General features: G+C 71.6%; 13 protein-coding genes and 1 pseudogene. 6 read left to right on the forward strand and 8 right to left on the reverse strand.

Annotated features, from left to right (window positions below; genetic code table 11):
* Positions 1-18: 18 nt before the first annotated feature.
* Positions 19-1242 carry an aminotransferase class I/II-fold pyridoxal phosphate-dependent enzyme gene (locus ACQP2X_RS17855; protein ID WP_498698354.1) on the reverse strand — a complete coding sequence of 408 codons (1224 nt, stop codon included), beginning with the start codon at positions 1240-1242 and terminating at the stop codon, positions 19-21.
* 128 nt (positions 1243-1370) lie between these two features.
* Here ACQP2X_RS17855 and ACQP2X_RS17860 point away from each other — a divergent pair, with 128 nt between their 5' ends.
* The gene (locus tag ACQP2X_RS17860; protein ID WP_498698357.1) at positions 1371-2807 is read left to right on the forward strand and encodes a diguanylate cyclase domain-containing protein; all 1437 of its coding nucleotides are present in this window, start codon (positions 1371-1373) and stop codon (positions 2805-2807) included.
* A 52-nt stretch (positions 2808-2859) separates the two neighbouring features.
* Complete coding sequence (locus ACQP2X_RS17865) at positions 2860-5595, forward strand: LuxR C-terminal-related transcriptional regulator (RefSeq protein WP_498698359.1); 2736 nt, start codon at positions 2860-2862, stop codon at positions 5593-5595.
* Here the strand turns inward: ACQP2X_RS17865 and ACQP2X_RS17870 are convergent.
* From ACQP2X_RS17870 to ACQP2X_RS17895, 6 genes are all read right to left on the reverse strand, one after another.
* The gene (locus ACQP2X_RS17870) at positions 5580-7934 is read right to left on the reverse strand and encodes a hypothetical protein (RefSeq protein ID WP_498698360.1); all 2355 of its coding nucleotides are present in this window, start codon (positions 7932-7934) and stop codon (positions 5580-5582) included. The genes ACQP2X_RS17865 and ACQP2X_RS17870 overlap by 16 nt on opposite strands.
* Positions 7935-8005: 71 nt before the next feature.
* Positions 8006-9655 carry a protein kinase domain-containing protein gene (locus ACQP2X_RS17875; protein ID WP_498698361.1) on the reverse strand — a complete coding sequence of 550 codons (1650 nt, stop codon included), beginning with the start codon at positions 9653-9655 and terminating at the stop codon, positions 8006-8008.
* Between the two features lie 111 nt (positions 9656-9766).
* Complete coding sequence (locus ACQP2X_RS17880; RefSeq protein ID WP_498698363.1) at positions 9767-11731, reverse strand: right-handed parallel beta-helix repeat-containing protein; 1965 nt, start codon at positions 11729-11731, stop codon at positions 9767-9769.
* Between the two features lie 52 nt (positions 11732-11783).
* On the reverse strand, positions 11784-12779 hold the full coding sequence (locus tag ACQP2X_RS17885; RefSeq protein WP_498698365.1) for a LacI family DNA-binding transcriptional regulator: 996 nt from the start codon (positions 12777-12779) through the stop codon (positions 11784-11786).
* A gap of 32 nt (positions 12780-12811) precedes the next feature.
* A complete protein-coding gene (locus tag ACQP2X_RS17890) occupies positions 12812-13483 on the reverse strand; it encodes an NADPH-dependent F420 reductase (RefSeq protein WP_498698368.1) in 672 nt (223 codons plus the stop codon).
* Entirely contained in the window at positions 13483-14493 is a 1011-nt protein-coding gene (locus ACQP2X_RS17895; protein ID WP_498698370.1) for an LLM class flavin-dependent oxidoreductase, read from the reverse strand. Before ACQP2X_RS17895 ends, ACQP2X_RS17890 begins: the two co-directional genes overlap by 1 nt.
* Positions 14494-14564: 71 nt before the next feature.
* On the opposite strand from ACQP2X_RS17895, the gene ACQP2X_RS17900 reads away from it, so the two are divergent.
* The 4 genes and pseudogenes from ACQP2X_RS17900 (at position 14565) to ACQP2X_RS17915 (ending at position 16962) form a co-directional block, all read left to right on the forward strand.
* Positions 14565-15020 (forward strand): MarR family winged helix-turn-helix transcriptional regulator, encoded by a 456-nt coding sequence (locus ACQP2X_RS17900; protein ID WP_498698371.1) that lies wholly within the window; start codon positions 14565-14567, stop codon positions 15018-15020.
* A gap of 34 nt (positions 15021-15054) precedes the next feature.
* A complete protein-coding gene (locus ACQP2X_RS17905) occupies positions 15055-15774 on the forward strand; it encodes an ABC transporter ATP-binding protein (RefSeq protein ID WP_498698373.1) in 720 nt (239 codons plus the stop codon).
* A gap of 26 nt (positions 15775-15800) precedes the next feature.
* Positions 15801-16331 (forward strand): annotated as a pseudogene (locus ACQP2X_RS17910) (ABC transporter permease); the annotation flags it as partial.
* A 4-nt stretch (positions 16332-16335) separates the two neighbouring features.
* Positions 16336-16962 carry a MerR family transcriptional regulator gene (locus tag ACQP2X_RS17915; protein ID WP_498698374.1) on the forward strand — a complete coding sequence of 209 codons (627 nt, stop codon included), beginning with the start codon at positions 16336-16338 and terminating at the stop codon, positions 16960-16962.
* On the opposite strand, the gene ACQP2X_RS17920 is transcribed toward ACQP2X_RS17915, so the two are convergent.
* Entirely contained in the window at positions 16948-18099 is a 1152-nt protein-coding gene (locus ACQP2X_RS17920) for a class I SAM-dependent methyltransferase (protein ID WP_498698376.1), read from the reverse strand. The genes ACQP2X_RS17915 and ACQP2X_RS17920 overlap by 15 nt on opposite strands.
* Positions 18100-18115 lie beyond the last annotated feature (16 nt).

The raw sequence follows: 18115 nt of genomic DNA on the forward strand, positions 1-18115 counted from the left end.
GACCCGCATCTTGCCCTGTCAGGCGTGGCGGCGTTGCCCGGGGATCGCCGGTCGGAGAGCGCCGTCCTGTGCCAGCTCGGTGAGGACCTGATTCAAGCTGGAGACCTGCTCCGCGGTGTGCGCGGCCGTGAGCTGCACGCGGAAGCCGATCTCGTCGCGCGGGACGCCGGGGTAGGGGGCCAGTGTCACGTACTGTCCGGCGGCCCACAGCCGCTCCGAGACGGCGATCAGGTCGTGCTCGGGGGAGATGGGGATCTCGACGACCGGCGTGTCGTCGACGTTGAGAGTGTGTACACCCAGGCCTCGTACATGGGAAAGCAGTTGGTTGGTGAGTTTGTAGAGGTGGCCGCGCAGGTCGTCGCCGCGCTTCTCGTTGACGTCGAGGCCGGCCCAGACCGTCGCCAGCGACGCCACCGGTGACGGGCCCGAGTAGAGATAGGTCGGCGCGGCCACCTTGAGCTGGTTCTTCACCGCCGTCGGCAATGCGAGAAAGGCCAGCAGCGAGCTGTACGCCTTGGAGAAGCCCCCGACCAGGATGACGTTGTCGTACGTCTCGCCGAAGTGCTTGACGATCGCGTTGCCCCGCATGCCGTACGGGGAGGTCTCGTCGGGGCCGCGCTCGCCGATCACGCCCATGCCGTGTGCGTCGTCGACGTAGAGCGTGGCGCCGTACTCGCGGCACAGCTTGGCGTAGACGCGCAGGTCGGGGATGTCGCCGGTCATGCTGTTGACGCCGTCCATGCAGACCATGACCGGCCGCGCCGTGGCCTCCTGGAGCAGGCGGGTGAGCTCCTCGACGTCGCCGCTGCGGAAACGTTTCATCGTCGCGCCCTGTCCGCGGGCGAACACGCAACCGTCGTAGATCGTGCGGTGCGCGCGGCTCTCCATGATGACCGTGCCCTGGCCGATCAGGGCCGGGATGACGCCCAGGTGGATCTGCGAGATGGTCGGGAGCAGGAGTACGTCCTCGGCGCCGAGCAGGTCGGTGAGGCGCTCCTCGAGGTCGGGGTAGATCTGCGGGCTGCCCAGCATGCGCGACCAGCTCGGGTGGGTGCCCCAGCGGCGCAGCTGGGGCTCGACGGCCTGGATGACCTCCTCGTCGAGGTCGAGGCCGAGATAGTTGCAGGACGCCCAGTCGACCAGCCAGTCCTGGCCGATCCGGATGCGGCGCCCGTCGATCTCGGAGATGACGGCGTCGTACATGCGGCTGTTCTGACGAAGGTCCTCGATGTCGTGAGTCACTGCCGGCACTGTGAACCCCTTTCGCGTTCTGATCACTCTGGCACCTACCCGGGTGATCGTCGATCAACCTGAAAACGTCTGACCGACACTCGCCTCAAGGGTCCGGCCGGGCGGCCGATGTCCCCGACGTGACGAAGGCCTGGAAGGTCTATCTGGCGGTCTGCGCGGTGCTGGCGGCCGTCTACTACCTCGTGCCGGTCGAGGCCGTGCAGAGCGTCCTGGTCAGCGTTCTGGGGCTGTCGGCCTCGGCCGCGATCCTGGTCGGCGTCCGCGTCAACAAGCCGGCCGTGCGCTGGCCGTGGTATCTCATGGCGGCCGCACGGGCGTGCTTCGCGCTGGGCGAGCTCGTCTACTGGATCCAGGTGTTCGTCACCGGCGGCGACATGTTCCCGGGGCCGGCCGACGGGTTCTACCTGGCCTTCGCGGCCCTGCTGGCCATCGCGGTGGTCGGCCTCGTACGGGCCCGCCGGCCCGGCAAGGACCGGCCGGGACTGCTCGACGCCCTGGTCCTGTCGACCGGCGCGGCCATGCTGGCCTGGGTCTTCCTCATCGTTCCGTACGTGCGTGACGACACGCTCAACGCGTTCGAGCGCGCGGTCTCGCTCGCCTATCCGGCGTCCGACCTGCTCGTGCTGGCCGTGCTGGCCCGCCTGGTCACCGGGCGGGGCGACCGGCCGCCGGCGTTCTTCCTGTTCGTCGGGAGCATCCTGGCGCTGCTGGCGGCGGACACGGCGTACACCGTCCTGGGTCTGATGGGCACCTACGAGCCGGGTGGCATCGTCGACCTGGGCTGGCTGGCCATGCAGGCGCTGGGCGGCGCGGCGGCCCTGCACCCGTCGGTGGCCGCGCTGTCGCGCAAGAGCCCGCCGGTGGGCCAGGGCGAGGCGCCCCGGCTGCGCGTGATCGGGCTGGCCGTGGCCAGCCTGACCGCTCCGGCGGTGCTGGCCATCCAGTGGCTGACCGACCGCACGATCGACGTGCCGGTGATCGTGGTCGGCAGCGTGGTCCTGTTCCTGCTGGTCATCGCCCGCCTCGACGGCCTCGTGCGGCTCCTGTCGGGCGCGCTGCGCCAGGTCGAGGAGCAGGCCACGACCGACCAGCTGACCGGGCTGGCCAACCGGCGCCGCTTCCACGACCGCTGGGGTTCGGCGCTGCACGACTCGGTCGGCCCGACGGCGCTGCTCTACATCGACCTGGACGGCTTCAAGCCGGTCAACGACACGTTCGGCCACGAGGCGGGCGACGCGGTGCTGGTGGCCGTGGCCGAGCGCATCAACGGGGTGATCCGGGCCGGCGACGTGGTGGCCCGCCTGGGCGGCGACGAGTTCGCGGTGATCCTGCCCTGGACCGACGACGCGACGGCCGACAAGGTGGCCGCCCGCATCCTGGACGCCCTGGCCGAGCCGTTCGACACCCCGGCCCGCCCGGTCTACATCGGCGCCAGCATCGGCGTCATCACCGCCGCCACCGGCGCCGACCCGGACGGCGAGCTCCGCCGGGCCGACTCGGCCATGTACGCGGCGAAGGCCGGCGGCCGCAACCGCGTCCACCGAGACGGCGCCTGACGCTTGCCGCAGAGGGCTTGGCGGAACGGGGCCGGGCGAGGATGCTCGGGCCATGGGGAGCCGGGCGGCCGACGCCGCCGCCGTGCTCGCGGCGATCGACGGCGCCACCCGCGGCCACTCCGGCACCATGCTGGTCTCGGGCGAGGCGGGCGCCGGCAAGACGACTCTGCTCCGCGACGCCTGCGAGGCCACCGCCGTTCGCGTCATCTGGGCGCCCTGCCTCCCGCTGAGCTCCCTCGCGGTGCCACTTCTTCCCTTGCGTACGGGGCTGCGCACGGCCCCCGATCCACCATCGCTGGACGCCGCGGACGCGGTCCTCGCGTTCGACACCTGGCTCGACCGGCTGACCGAGCGGGAACCGGTCGTGCTGGCCGTGGACGACCTGCAATGGGCCGACCAGAGTTCCCTCGACGTCCTCCTCTACGTCATCGCCGGGCGCGCGAACCGGCGCCTGGCCGTCTTCGCCACCCTCCGGACGGGCGAGGACGGCCGTCTGCACCGATGGCTGGCCGACGTCCGCCGGCTTCCGGGGGTACGCGAGAGGACGCTCGGCCGCCTGGACCGCCCCGAGACCCACGAGCAGATGACCGCCCTGCTGGGCCGCCCGCCGCACGAATCGCTGGTGGACGACGTGTTCGCCCGCGGCGCCGGCAACCCGTACCTGACCAGGCTGCTCGTCCGGGGCCTCGACCCGGACGCGCGCCGCCTGCCCCCGCACCTGCCGGACGAACTGCGGGGCGCGCTCGCCCGCACGTGGCGGGATCTGTCCGCCCCGGCCCGTGAGCTGACCACCGCGATCGCGATCGCCGGCCGTCCCACCCCCGCCGGCGGGCCATCGTCGTTGCCGCTGCTGCGGGAGGCCGTGGACGCCGGCGTGCTGACCGCCACCACCGGCGGCGCCTACTGGTTCGCCCACCCCCTGCTGGCCGAGGTGCTGGTCGAGGGCCTGCTGCCGGAGGAGCGCCGGGCCCGGCACGCCGCGTTCGCCGAGGCCGCCGGCGACCCGATCGCCCGCGCCGACCACTATTTCGAGGCCGGGATGACCGCCCAGGCGTACGAGTGGGCCCTGGCCGCCGCCGACGAGGCCGGGGGAGGGGCCGAGACGATCCGCCTGTTGCGGCGCGCCCTGCGGCTGCAGCGGCCCGGCTCCGGTGGGCAGGCGGAGGAACTGCTGCATCGGATCCGGCGCGCCACCCACGCGGCCGGGCTGGCCGCAGATGAGCTGGAGGCGATCGACGAGCTGCTCCAGCGTGTCGACCGGACGGCACAGCCGCTGGCGGCGGCGGAACTGCTGGCCTGGCGGACCAAGCGATGGTCGTCCGCCGGTCGCGGCTTCGTCGCGCCGGCGGACGCGCGGGAAGCGGCGCGTCTCTCGGCGGCGGAACCGCGCAGCCGTGAACACGCGCTCGCGCTCGCGGCGCTGGCCTACGCCCAGTTGTGGCACGGTATGGACGACGGCGCCGGAACGGCCGCCGAGGCGCTGCGCCTGGCCCGCGCGGGCGGCTGGCCGGACGCGGTCATGGAAGGGCTGGTCGCCGTGTCGCAGGCCCACGCCGTCGGCACCGAGTTGGCGGCCGGGGTCGCGGCCGCCCAAGAGGCCTTCGCGCTGGCGATGAGCCACCGCGATTTCATGAAGGCGGTCGAGGCCGTCTATTGGATCGTCAACAACACCGACGGGCCGAGTGTACGGGCGATAGTCGACGTGCTCCGGGAGTGCCGCCGGGTGCTCGAAGAGGCGGGTGCCCCGCACGCCCAGGTGTCCGAGGTCTGCTCGCTCGAAGCGCAGCACCTGCTGATCATCGGTGACTGGCGAGGTTGCGCCGAGCGGCTGCGGGTGGTGCTCGGCGCCCGGCCCAGCCCGCTGGCCGACGCGCGGGGCCGGCACACCGCGGCCCTGCTCGCCTGCCGCCAGGGGCGGACGGCCGAGGCCGAGGCGCACGCCCAGCGCGCCGAGGAGCTGATCGCCGACGCGGCCGGGTTCCGGCCGTTCCCGTTCGACGCGGTCCGGGCCGAGCTCGCCGTGGCCGCCGGGGACACCGAGCGAGCGCTGGCGCACGCGCTGCACGGCCTCGGCCTGACGCCGCCGCCGCTCGACGCGGAGACCCTGCTTCCAATGGCCGCGCGGGCGCTGGCCGACCGGGCCCAGGCCTGTCGCGACCGTGGCGCCGATCCGTCCGGCGAGCTCGATCGCCTGCGCGATCTGCGGGAGCGGCATCCGGTCGTGGTCATCGAGGGGGGTGTGGTCACGGACTTCGACGCACGGCTGGTCGCCGCCCTGCAGAGCATGGCCGAAGCCGAGACGGCGCGGGCCCGTCGTGACCCCGTCGAGCTCGCCGCCTGGCACGAGGCCGCCGAGGCGTGCCGCGCCGCCACACTGCCGTGGGACGAGGCGTACTGCCGGTGGCGCGAGGCCCGGACGGCCCTGCGCGGGCGGGCGGACCGCAAGCGGGGCATGGCCGCGCTGCGGAGCGCGCACGCCTTGGCGGCCGATCTGGAGGCCGTGCCGCTGCTGGCGAACCTGGATCTGCTCGCCCGCAACGCCCACGTGTCATTGACGGCCGTGCGCGCGCCGGCGCCGGCCGGCGGCGACGCGATCCCCGGGCTGACCGCGCGCGAACGTGAGGTCTTGGCCCACGTCGTGGCGGGCCGCACCTACGCCGAGATCGCCCGGGCGCTCGTGCTGAGCGAGAAGACGATCAGCGTGCACGTCTCGAACATGCTCCGCAAGACCGGCACGGCCGGGCGGGCCGAGCTCGCGGAGCTGGCCCGGCGTCAGGAGACCTCGTAGACGACGACATCGCCGGCCCGGAAGCGCTCGGTCGCGAAGTCACCGAGCGCCGGATCGGCTTCGACGAAACGGGTGCGGCCGATGTCGGTGGGATCCTGCGTCCATCTGACGGACACCAGCCAGCGGACGTGGTGGGCCTGGGTGAACGACGCGACGTTCTCGGCCGTCGGTGCGGAGAACACGGCGTCGTTCGCGGCCAGCAGCTCCTGGTCCCAGAACGGGGACCGGGACAGGGTGCCGTCCCACAGACCGCCCGTGGCGAAGGCCGGCTCGGTGTAACTCCAGCCCTCGACCACGATCTGGCGTTCCGAATACGCGGCCAGCCAGAAGTCGCGGCTGTCGCACCCCGAGATGCCCGGCCGGCAGTGGCTGTTGGTGGCCACGACGTCGCGCGGGTCCGAATGGTCGCGCAGCCAGCGTCCCGCCTCCATCGCGCCCGGCGGGAAGGTGCTGACCTTCGGCGGCACGGACGAGGTGGCCGACGTGACCAGGTAGTCGGTGCTGCCGATGAGCCCGCTGGTCACCGCGGTGCTCAGGACGGACAGGGCCAGCACCCCCACGGTGAGGCGCCGGGGCAGCCGCAGCGGCCAGGCCACCAGCACCACGGTCACGGCGACGAGAGCGACAAGAACGACCAGCCAGGTGTACGCCCTGACGACGTTCCCCAGCGGATATCCGCCGAAGGCCGTCGCCGGAGCGACCGCGCCCACGGTCGACCGGATCACCACCAGCCCCGCGACGGCGGCCGTCACGCCGTACAGACTCAGCCCGAGGAACCTCTTCGGCAGCCGGCGCCCGGCCGGTACGAGCGAGGCGAGGCCGACGGCCGAGGCCATCGCCAGATAGGGCGTGGCCGACTGGGCGAAGTACGTCTGGCTCAGGCCCGGATGCGCCACCAGCCACATGCCGCCGGTGCCGGCCGCCGCGAAGCCGAGCATGACGTGCACGATCGGCTCGGCCCGCCACCCGCGGCGCAGCAGGCCGGCCATCCCGGCCCAGCCGAACGCCGGGCCCAGGATGCCGAATCCGGTCAGTGTCAGCAGTGGCGCCCACTGGTCGGCCTCGTCGGGAAGACCCATCACGGCCTGCCCGACCGGGCTCCACTTGACCGTCTGAAAAGGATGGACCTCGGCGCCCTGCGTGCCCGACCCGTAGAGCACGAACTGCGCGAACGCGAACCACAGCAGGGTGATGGCGAGCGCGGGCAGCTCGGGGCCGAGCGTCCGGGCGAACAGGCCGCGCAGCACCACGGCCAGCAGCAGGCCGCAGAGCACCATCGGGATGAAGGTGGCCTTGGCCCCGGCCAGCGCGCCCATCAGCACGGTCAGCACCACCCAGGGCATGGGGCGCCGCAACGCCTTCCGGTCCGACTGGAAGATGACGGCCAGCTGGAAGACGACGGCCGCGAAGAACAGGGCCGCGTACGTCTGCGTCGGGCTCACCCACAGGTTGGTGGTGATGATGCCGCTGAGCAGCGGGGCGCCGGTCCAGGAGAACGGGTTGGCCGCGACACCGGCCAGCATCAGCAGCACGGCCACCGAGGCCGGCCAGAAGCGGCCGGTGATCTGCCGGACCGCGGCCACCACGACCACCAGGAACGCGGCCACCATGGGAAGCGGCAGCAGGCGCAGGATCAGCGTCTGCGGCTCGATGCCGGTGAGCCAGCTCGCGGCGGCGCCGTGCGCGTAGACGTACCAGTGGTAGTTCAGGCCGGTGCCGGTCAGCCACGGCGTGCTCAGCGGCACCGGATGCTTGAACTCGCCGGCCAGCGCGAACTGGAACGGGAAGTCCACGCTCATGGTCCCGTTGAGCGGCTCGGTCAGGCTGTTGGCGCGGAAGATGGAGAAGGCGGTCAGCGCGAGGATCCACAAAAGACTCACGGCGACGGTCCACGAGACACCGAGCGGCATCCGCCGGCCCACACCTCGCCAGTGGCGCCGCAGCCGGGGCACCACGAGGAAGAGGATCAGGACCACCAAGGGCCAGATTCCCACGGCGTACGGCACATCGAGCTGCCGCAGAAGCATGTAGAGCGGCAACTCGACGGCGAAGCCGGCCACCGTGCCCAGGGCCGCGTCCAGCGGCAGATAGTCGGCCCGTCCCCGCACCGCCCGCCAGATCAGCAGGCCGGGCAGCGTGTTGGCGACCAGCGTGTAGCCGGCGAACGTGGCGAGGTCCTCGTTCGTGACGCCGTAGTGGCTCAACGTCAGCGCCACGGCCACGACGACGGCCAGGAACGGGATCCAGCCGGCTGACGGCAGGCGGCGCCGGGCCGGCGGCCGTTCCGGTGATACCGCGGGCAGGGGAGTGGGTGCGATCTCCTCCGCGAGCAATGTCATGTAGTTGTTTCTCTTTCCCCGTGTACGCCTACGAAGCAGCGGCCCGGAACACTAGCGGTCAGTCCCGTCGCTCAGGACGACAGGGTCACCACGTCGATGTCGGACGCCTTCGGGCCGAGGAAGACCAGATACGGCGCTCCCGAGCCACTCGCGGTGAATGTGGCCGTCGTGGTCGCGAACGTGGAGAAGTCGGCGGTGCGGGCCAGCGTGATCCGGGCCAGCACGGTGCCGGTGGCCGACCCGGCCCGCAGCTCGACGTCGGTGGCGTCGTCGCCGGCGGCGTAGCGCAGGCTCACCCGCCGCATGCCCGCCACCGAACGGTTCCCGTAGCCCACGTAGTCGCCGTTGTCGGTCTTGCCGACCACCCGGCCCCCGCTGGCCCCGTCGGGGAACGAGTCCTCGGTGCCGTGGTTGTCGGTGTACGACTCGGCCTCGAAGCTCACCCGGACCGTGGTGGGCTTCGGCGCCGCGGCCGTGGTGGTCTTCGCCGGCACGGGCGTCTTGGCCGGGGTCGCTTGCGCGCTCACCCGGGCCGGCTTCGACGGGGTCGCGCTCGGCCGCCGGCTCGGAGCGGACGACGCCTTCACCGAGGGAGGCGGCACCGCGACCGGCCGGACGGGGGCCGAGGCGGCCATCGTCGGCGCAACCGACGGCTCCCCGCTCGCCGCCGGCTGAGCGACCGGCTCGCCGGCGCCCCGACTCGTGGCCACCGCGATGATCGACGCCGCCGCGACAGCGGTGGCGATCACCGGCAGCGCCACGACGACGGCCTTCGGCCGCCGCCGCGCGGCGGCCCGCATCTCCACGGTCGGCGGCGCCGGCGGGACCGGTGGCACCTCGGACGACGGCGACGGCGGCGACGACGGTGCGGGTGTGGGTGTGGGCGTGGGCGATGGCGTGGGTGACTGCGACAGGACGTACCGCAGCAGATCCTCGGTCTCCTCGGCGGTGGCCCGCAGGGCCGGATCCTTCTCCAGCAACGCCTCCAGGACCGGCTCGAGGGCTCCCGCGCGCTCCGGGGCCGACGGCGGATCCACCATCAGGGCGGCCAGCGTCGTCATGGGGGAGGAGCGCTGATACGGCGGCCTGCCCTCGACCGCCGCGAACAGCGTCGCCCCCAGCGACCACAGGTCGGACTTGGCCGACGCCGGCTCGTCGTGTGCCCTCTCCGGGGCCAGGTACGACGGTGAGCCCAGCATCACCCCGGTCCGCGTCATGGCCGAGTCGCCGGCCGTCATGGCCAGGCCGAAGTCGGTCAGCACGACCCGGCCGTTGGCGGCGACCAGCACGTTGGCCGGCTTCACGTCGCGGTGCAGGATCCCGGCCCGGTGCGCCGCCTGCAACGCCCCCAGCACGTCGAGACCGATCTGGGCCGCCCGCCGCGGTTCCAGCGGCCCGTCCTCGTTCACCACGTCGAACAGCGACCGGGCCCGGATCAGCTCCATCACGATCCACGGCGAGCCCTGGTGCTCGACCACGTCGAAGATGCGCACCACGTGCGGATGGTCGATCCGGGCGATGGCCCGCGCCTCCCGGATGGCCCGCTCCCGCAGGTCGCCCAGCTCGTCCGCGCCGACCCCGTCGGGCGCGATCTCCTTGAGCGCCACGTCACGGTCGAGCAGCTCGTCGTGGGCCTTCCAGACCTTGCCCATCCCGCCCTGCCCCAGCGGGCTCAGGAGCTTGTAACGGCCGGCCAAAATGCTGATCGGAGGCTGGGTCATGACTTCTTTCTGGACGGCGGGCGCGCAACGGACATCCTGACAACGGATGAAAAAGCGCCCGGTTCAATCCAGAGACGCGGCCCGGGAGCCGAAGCTACCGGGCCGCGCGGATCACCAGATGCGGGTGCGGGTGTTTCCGGAGGCCAGCGCCGACAGCGGGCCGGCCGCGGCCGCCGAACCGGCCGGGCGGCGGGCGCCGTTCAGGTCGACGTCGATGACGGCCGGGGTGCCGTCCGGCTCCTCGAAGTCGGCGTCGGCGAACCGGACGCGCTCGAAGTCGCCACCGCCGACCGTGACGAAGCCGGCCTGGTCGAACGCGGCCGGCAGGTCGGTCTCGAGGTAGACCTCGTCGCCCTCCTCGGTCACGCGGAAGGTGGCGTCGCCGATCTCGTGCGGGTCGGTCTCGCCGGCGAACGGCGTGGCGCCCGTGGCGTAGACGTTGCCCTTGGCGTAGACGGCCTGGAGCACGTCGAGGTAGCGCTGGTGGTCGCCCGGCGGCTGCTCCTCGATCCGCTGGAGGTACTCGGCGAACGACGCCGGATGCGCGTCGTAACCCGTCAGGCCGTACGACGGAACCGCCTTGCCGTCCCCACCCTGGCCGTACGCCTGCGAAAGCTCCCCGCCCAGGAAGACGTTGCCGACGTAACGGTCGTCGCCGCCCCGGATGTAGGCGTAGCCGGCGACCTGGGTGCTGTGCGGCTGGTGATAGGGCGTGGCCCGGTCCATCACGGCCTCGAGGCGCACGGTGCCGGCGAACAGGTTGCCGACGAACGCGCCGCCCTGGCTGAACGACTCGTACGACGCCTTGGAGGCCAGCACGTTGTGGTCGACCAGGAAGGGGCCGTGGCTGACCTCGATGAACAGGTCGCGGTTGTTGTTGTAGAACACGTTGCGGGTGACCCGGGTGCCCTGGGTCTGCCAGTCGAGCCAGATGCCGAGCGACGTGTCGTGGATGCGGTTGTGCCGGATCTGCACGTCGATCGCGGCGTGCAGCTTGATGCCGCCGATCTCGTAGCCGTAGTACTCGCGCTTGAGCGCGATGTTGTAGATGTGGTTGTCCTCGATCGTCGAGAAGACGCAGCCGAGGTGGCCGACGACGCCGTTCTGGCCGCAGTCGTAGATGGTGTTGCGGCGCACGACGTGCGAGCCGATGTGCTCCTTGTCCCAGCCGATCTGGCGGGCCGAGAAGACCGACTCGAGCTGGTACTGATATCCGGGCTTGTCGCGGCGCTCGGTGGCGTAGTTGTGGCCGGTCGATGCCTCCTTGCCGAGCGAGACGGCCGAGGTCTTGGCGTCGTGGATGACGTTGTCCTCGATGATCCAGCCCTTGGCCCAGTTCGGGCCGATCAGGCCGGGCTGGTCGGCCGTGGGCGGGGTCCACGGGGTGGCCGCCTGGGCCAGCTCGAAGCCGCGCACGGTGATGTAGTTCAGGTGCGGCACGAGCGGGTAGAAGACCGACCGCCGCACGTTGATCTCGGCCAGCTCGGCGTTGGGGTCGGCGCCCTGGAAGTTGGCCCAGATGGTGGTGGTCTCGGCGCCGACGGTGGCGAACCAGACGAGCTGGGTCTGCTCGACGTCGCGGACCTGGTCGTCGACGGCGGTCCAGTTGTCCAGCACGGTGGTGCGGGCCGGCGGGTTGTCGAGGTCGGCCCGGGAGGCGGCCTCGTAGAAGCTCTTGCCGTTCAGGTAGACGTCGCCGAGGTGCTTGTGGGGCGCGCCGGCCGGGTAGACGATCCAGTCGCCGGCGACCTCCTCGGCGTACGGGTTGAACTGCCCGAAGAGCGAGTTGGGAACCTCGGCGCGCCAGACGCCGTCGTTCTCGGCGACCCAGTTCGTGATCCGCTCGGAGCCCTTGATCACCACGTGCTCGCCCTCGGCGGCCGTGTAGGTGATGCGGCGCGCGTCGCTGAGGCCGCCGCGGCGCGGCGTGACCCACTCGCGGTACTCGCCGGCGTGCACGATCACGGTGTCGCCGGGGCGGGCGAGCTCGGCGGCCCGGTTGATGGTGCGCAGGGGCTGCTTCTCCGAGCCCTCGGCGTCGTCGGAACCGGTCGTCGCCACATGGAGGAGCGTCATGTCAGGCCTTTCGTGAAGGAGGACCGGCCCAACGTAACTTTGCGAAACATTGTCAGTCAATGCTCGAAAGTTTCGAGGTCGACTTCCGGACGATCAGCTCCGTGGCGAGCTCGACGCGCGGCGAGTCCAGCGACTCCCCGGCGGCCAGGCGCAGCAGGCGCCGCACGGCCACCCGGCCCATCTCGGCGAACGGCTGCCGCACGGTCGTCAGCGGCGGCGCCGACCACTGCGTGACCGGCATGTCGTCGAAGCCGACCACGCTGACGTCCTCGGGGATGCGCAGGCCCAGCGTGCGGGCCGCCTCCATGGCGCCCAGGGCCAGGGTGTCGTTGCAGGCGAAGATCGCCGTGGGCCGGTTCTCCGAGGTCAGCAGCGCGATGCCGGCCGTGAAGGCGGCGTCGAAGGTGAACGGGCCGGCCCGGACCAGCTCGGGGTCGTGGGTGACGCCGGCCTGCGACAGCGCGGCCTGATAGCCGTGCAGCCGGGCGATGCTCACCCCGCGCTCGGGCGGTCCCTCGATGAAGCCGACCCGCCGGTGGCCGAGCCCGGTGAGGTGGGCCGTGGCCTCCATGCCGCCCTGGAAGTTGGTGGCCCCGACGCTCGGAACTTCCGCCGACGGCACGTCGTGCGGGTCGATGGTGACGATCGGGATGCCCCGCTCGGTGAAGTGCTGCCACTGCTTCGACGTGATGCTCGAGGTGACCAGCACGATGCCCGCGCGGTGCGCGCTCTGCCGGCGCGCCGGCGGGAGCCCCACCACGACATCGACGTCCTCCTCGGCGGCGGCGCTGATGGCCCCTCTGAGGATCTTCAGGTTGTTCGGCGTCTCCATGCCGTCGAAGATCAGGTCGACCGTGCGGACACCGGCCGGCGCCACCGCCTGGGCCCGCCCCACGTAGCCGTGCCTTGTCAGCAGGGCCGCGATGCGGGCCCGGGTCTCGGGCGCCACGTCGGTCCGCCCGTTGACCACCTTCGAGACGGTCGGCACCGAGACGCCGGCCTCGCGGGCCACCGCCGCCAGGGTGGCCCGCCGCTGATCTCCACTCATTCGAAAACTATCGCAACGTTGCGAAGCCTCCGTCAACGCCGGGCGGCGGTGACGGCCCGGCCCCTCTCCGACTCCTCGAAGCGGGCCAGCATGGCTGTCACCTCGCCGGCGCCGGTGTTGGCCCCGAAGAGCTCGGTTCCGGGCTCCATCCGTACGCCCTCCGCCAGCGACCCGGCGACGACGGGGTCGAAGCCGAGCGTGTCGATGAACCCGGCCACCTCGGCCACGGCCGACGGGTTGTCCCCGGCGAGCGCGATCGCCTTGCGGCCGGGCGTGCCCGCCGTGCGGGACTCGCCCTCCACGTCGTGGTAGCCCATGTGGTTGAACGCCTTCACGACACGCGAGTCCGGCAGGAAGGCCTGCACGATCTCGCTGGAGGAGGTGCGCGGGTCGGTGAGGTCGTCGCGGATGCCGTCCACCTCCCACCAGTAGTTCATCGCGTCGATGACGGTCTTGCCGCGCAGCGCCTCGACCGGCAGCGTCCCGTACTTGCCCAGCGGCAGGGCCAGGATCACGATGTCGGCCCGCGCGGCCGCCTCGGCCGCGGTCACGGCCTGCGCGCCCGGCGTGATGATCTTGACGATCAGTGCGATCTTCGCGGGGTCGCCGGATCCGGCCACCAGCACGTCGTAGCCGTGCGACACGGCCAGCCGGGCCAGCACCGTGCCGAGCTTGCCGGCGCCGAGGATGCCTACGGTCGTCATCAGTTCTCCGAAATCATGTCGCGGACCATGGGCGCGACCTTCGAGCCGAACAGCTCGACGGCGCGCGAACGGTCGCTAACCGGCTGCGCCCCGACCGTGTAGATCAGGTCGAAACGCCCCACGCCCAGCGTCGTGATCGCGTGGGCGATCTTGCGGGCAACCGTATCCGGCGACCCCACGTACAGCGAACCGTGGTTCACTTCCGCGTCGAACTCCGAGCGGCGCAGGGGCGGCCAGCCGCGCAGGGCGCCGATCCGGTCCCGCTGCTCCTTGTAGTACGGGTAGAACTTCTCCCGGGCCAGCTCGTCGGTGTCGGCGATGAAGCCGGGGGAGTGCATGCCGACCGGGTGTTCCTGGGTGCCCAGCTGCTCCGTCGCGCGCTTGTAGAGGTCGACGTACGGGGCGAAGCGCTCCGGCTGCCCGCCGATGATGGCCAGCATGAGGGGAAGACCGTGCTGGGCCGTGCGGACGACCGACTGCGGCGAGCCGCCGACGCCGACCCACGTGGCCAGCCGGCCCGACTCGGTCTTGGGGAAGACGTCGGCGTCGACCAGCGGCGCCCGGGTCGTGCCGGACCAGGTCACCGGCTTCTCGTCGAGCAGCTTCACGAACAGGTCGAGTTTCTCCTCGAACAGCACGTCGTAGTCGCTCAGGTCGTAGCCGAACAGCGGGAACGACTCGGTGAAGGAGCCGCGACCCAGGATGACCTCGGCCCGGCCGTTGGACAGCGCGTCGACGGTGGCGAAGCGCTGGAACACCCGCACCGGGTCGTCCGAGCTGAGCACCGTCACGCCCGAGCCGAGCTTGATGCGCCTGGTCCGGCCGGCGATGCCCGCGAGGACCGTCTCCGGGGTGGAGATGGAATATTCGGGCCGGTGGTGCTCGCCGAGCGCGATGGCGTCCACGCCCAGCTCGTCGGCCATCACGGCCTCGTCGGCGACCTGCCGGATGGCGGCCGCGTGGGTCAGGCCGGCGGGTACGTCGCCGAAGTTGTCCAGACCGAGGATCATGACTGCTCCCAGGAATAATTGACGTGTCAATCGCTTATGCTGGACACGTCAACTACCGGAGGTTTCGATTTATGCCCGGCACCCGCAAGCTGCCCACCCGGGACCAACTCGCCGCGTGGCGCGACTTCATCGAGACCACCGAGGCGCTCCGCTCGCGCGTGGGCGGGAGGCTGCACGACGAGACCGGGCTGTCGCCGGGCGACTATTCGGTCATGCTGGCCTTGAGTGAGATGTCGGAAATGCGCTCGTCGGATCTCGCTGCCCACATCGGCTGGGAACGCAGCCGCCTCTCCCACCACCTCGGCCGGATGGAGCGCCGCGGGCTGATCCGGCGCGAGGACTGCGCCACCGACAACCGGGGCGCGTTCGTGAGGCCGACCGCCGCCGGCACGGCGGCCTTCGACGCGGCCACCGTCCCCCATCTGAAGGCCGTCCGCGAGCTGTTCGTCGACGCGCTGACCCCTGCGCAGATCGCCGCCGCGGCCGAGATCGCCGCCGCGTTGCGAACCCACCTCGATCGAGCTTGACCCTGACGCAGCGTCAACCTTCGACACTGCTGCCATGAGCATGGCGATAGAGATACAGGGCTTGGAGAAGTCGTACGGGCAGTTGCGCGTGCTGCGCGGCGTGGACCTCGACGTCGCGCGGGGCAGCATCCACGCCCTGCTCGGCTCGAACGGAGCGGGCAAGACCACGGTGGTGCGGATCCTCTCCACACTGGCCAAGGCGGACGGTGGCGCCGCCCGCGTGAACGGCTTCGACGTCGCCGAGCGGCCGGCCGCCGTCCGCGCGGCGATCAGCCTGACCGGTCAGTTCGCGGCGGTCGACGAGATCCTCACCGGCCGCGAGAACCTCGTGCTGGTGGCCCGGCTGCGGCGGGTGCCCGGTCCCGGCGCGGTCGCGGACGAGCTGCTGAGGCGTTTCTCGCTGGCCGAGGCCGGCGGGCGCCGTGTGGCGACGTACTCCGGAGGCATGCGCCGCCGCCTGGACATCGCGATGAGCCTGATCGGGAACCCGCCGGTCATCTTCCTCGACGAGCCGACCACCGGGCTCGACCCCGAGGCGCGCCTGGAGGTGTGGCAGGCCGTCCAGGAGCTCGCCGCCGGCGGGACGACGGTCCTGCTGACCACCCAGTACCTGGACGAGGCCGAGCAGCTGGCCGACCGGATCGCGATCCTGCACGAGGGCCGCATCGCCGTCGACGGCACTCCGGCCGAGGTCAAGGAACTGCATCCCACCCTGGAGGACGCCTTCCTCGCCGTCGTCCGAGGGAAGGGCTGAGCGACGATGTACGACACCGTAGTGCTGCCTTCCGGCTCTTCTCCGACCTGCGGAGCGGCATCTTCGAGCGCTTCCAGTCGATGCCCATCGCCCGCTCGGGGCTGCTCTGGGCGCACGTGCTGACCTCGCTGCTGGCCAACCTGATCTCGGTCGCGCTGGTCGTCGGGGTCGCCCTGATCATGGGCTTCCGCACGAGCGCGGGGCTGGGCGCCTGGCTCGCCGTCACCGGCATCCTCGTCCTGTTCACCCTGGCCCTGACCTGGCTGGTCGTGATTCCCGGCCTCACCGCCACGAGCGTCGACGGCGCCAGCGCGTTCGCCTACCCGCTGATCTTCCTGCCGTTCGTCAGCTCGGCCTTCGTGCCCACCGCCACCATGCCGGGCCCGGTGCGCGCCTTCGCCGAGAACCAGCCGGTCACCTCCATCGTCGACACCCTGCGCGACCTGTTCACCCGGCAGCCGGCCGGCGCCGGCGTCTGGACCGCCCTCGCGTGGTGTGCTGGCATCCTGGTGGTCGCCTATGCCGTCGCGAACCTGATCCACCGCCGTAAGAGGTGAGAGCATGCTGACGATCGGCCAGCTGGCGGAGTACGCCGGTGTCACGGTGCGCGCCGTGCGGCACTACCACCAGGTCGGGCTGCTGCCCGAGCCGGAGCGGGACGCGTCGGGCTACCGCCGCTACGGTGCCAGGGCCGTCGTCGCCCTCATCAAGATCCGTACCCTCGCGAACGCCGGCGTGCCGCTCTCGCACATCCGCGGCATGCTCGAGGCCGACGCGGCGACGTTCGCCGGCCAGGTCGGCGCGATCGACGACCGGCTCCGCGACGAGATCGTCCGGCTGGAGGGCAGCCGCAAGCAGATCGCGCAGCTCGCCGCCGGCGACAGCCTGGTGCTGCCGGACGTGGTGGTCGGCTATCTCGACCGCCTCCGGCATCTCGGCGCGTCGCCGGGGCTGATCGCGGCCGAGCGGGACGGGTGGATCCTCATGGCCGCGCGCTGGCCCGAGGAGATCGCGCAGTGGATCCCGGCCGGGCTGGCCGATTACAGCGGGTCCACCGACGACACGCCGTTCGACCTGCTCGACGCCCTCGCCGTCGAGACGGATCCCCGGGTGACCCGGCTCCTGGCGCTGATGCGCGAGCGGGGCTGGGCCCGGTGGACCCGTCTCGAACGTCTACGTGAGCCGTAGCGTCCAGCGGTAGGCCTGCACCATGCGTGTGTCGAAGCCCGACGCCGAACCCCACAGGAAGATGCGGAAGCGGCGGTAGAGCTCGTCGCCCCAGCGCGCCACGATCTCCTCGCGGCGGGCGTCGAGGCGCTGGGCCCAGGCCCGGCACGTCAGGAAGTAGTTGTGCCGGTCGTCCTCGACGGTGAGCAGTTCGAACGGCGAGTGCGCGACGTGACGGAGATAGGAGTGCAGCAGCAGCGGCGCCGAGCGGCCCGGGTAGACGTACTGCTTGAAGAAGGTCGAAGCGGTGTGTTTGCGCCTCATGGCCAGAGCGTCGAGATAGACCCGGCCCTCCGGGCGCAGCAGACGGGCGTACGTCTGAAGGGTTGCCCGGTAGTCCGGAAGGTGTTCGGTGACGCCCATGTTCACGATCGCGTCGAAAGGGCGGTCGTTCTGATAGCGCAGGATGTGCTCGCGGACCACGGTGACCGGCAGCTGCTCGCGGTCGAAGAGGTCCTTGAGGAAGCGCTCCGACTCGGCCGCCAGGGTGACCGTCGTGACGTCGATGCCCCGCCGGGCCGCGTGCTCGGAGAAGGCGCCCCAGCCGCCGCCCACCTCCAGCACCCGGTCGCCCGGCTTGACCTGGATGGCGTCGAGCGCGATGTCGAGCTTGCGGGTCACCGCCTCCTCGAGCGGCTCGTCGTCGGCGGCGAACACGCCCTGCGTGTAGCAGCGGTGCCGGGTGTCGAGGAAGGTCAGGAAGAAGTCGGAGTCCTCGTCGTAGTGCTGGGAGATGGCCCGGTTGTCGTGCTCCGTCTTGCCGTGCCACAGCGACGGCATCCAGCGCCCGAGGAAGGCGACCGGATGGATGTCGGAGAAGAACTGGCGCATGCTCAGCGCCGCGGCCAGATCGCCGTCGACGTCGAGATGACCTCGGAGGTACGCCAGCGCGACCTGGAGCTGATCGAGGGAGGTCAGCGCGTCGCGGCCGTCGTCGTCGCGCACGATGACCGTGTAGCGCGGGGGAGCGTCGCCGCCGACGCCGAAACTGTGTGTGGTGCCGTCGCGGTCCACGACCTCGAACGGCACGGGGGTGCGCTCGCGGAAGAACTCGTCGTAACGCCGGCCGATGACGTCGGCTATGCCTCGCCGCCTCATGCCGCGATCATTACAC

Source organism: Actinoplanes sp. CA-131856 (assembly GCF_050956135.1).
Taxonomy (GTDB): domain Bacteria; phylum Actinomycetota; class Actinomycetes; order Mycobacteriales; family Micromonosporaceae; genus Actinoplanes.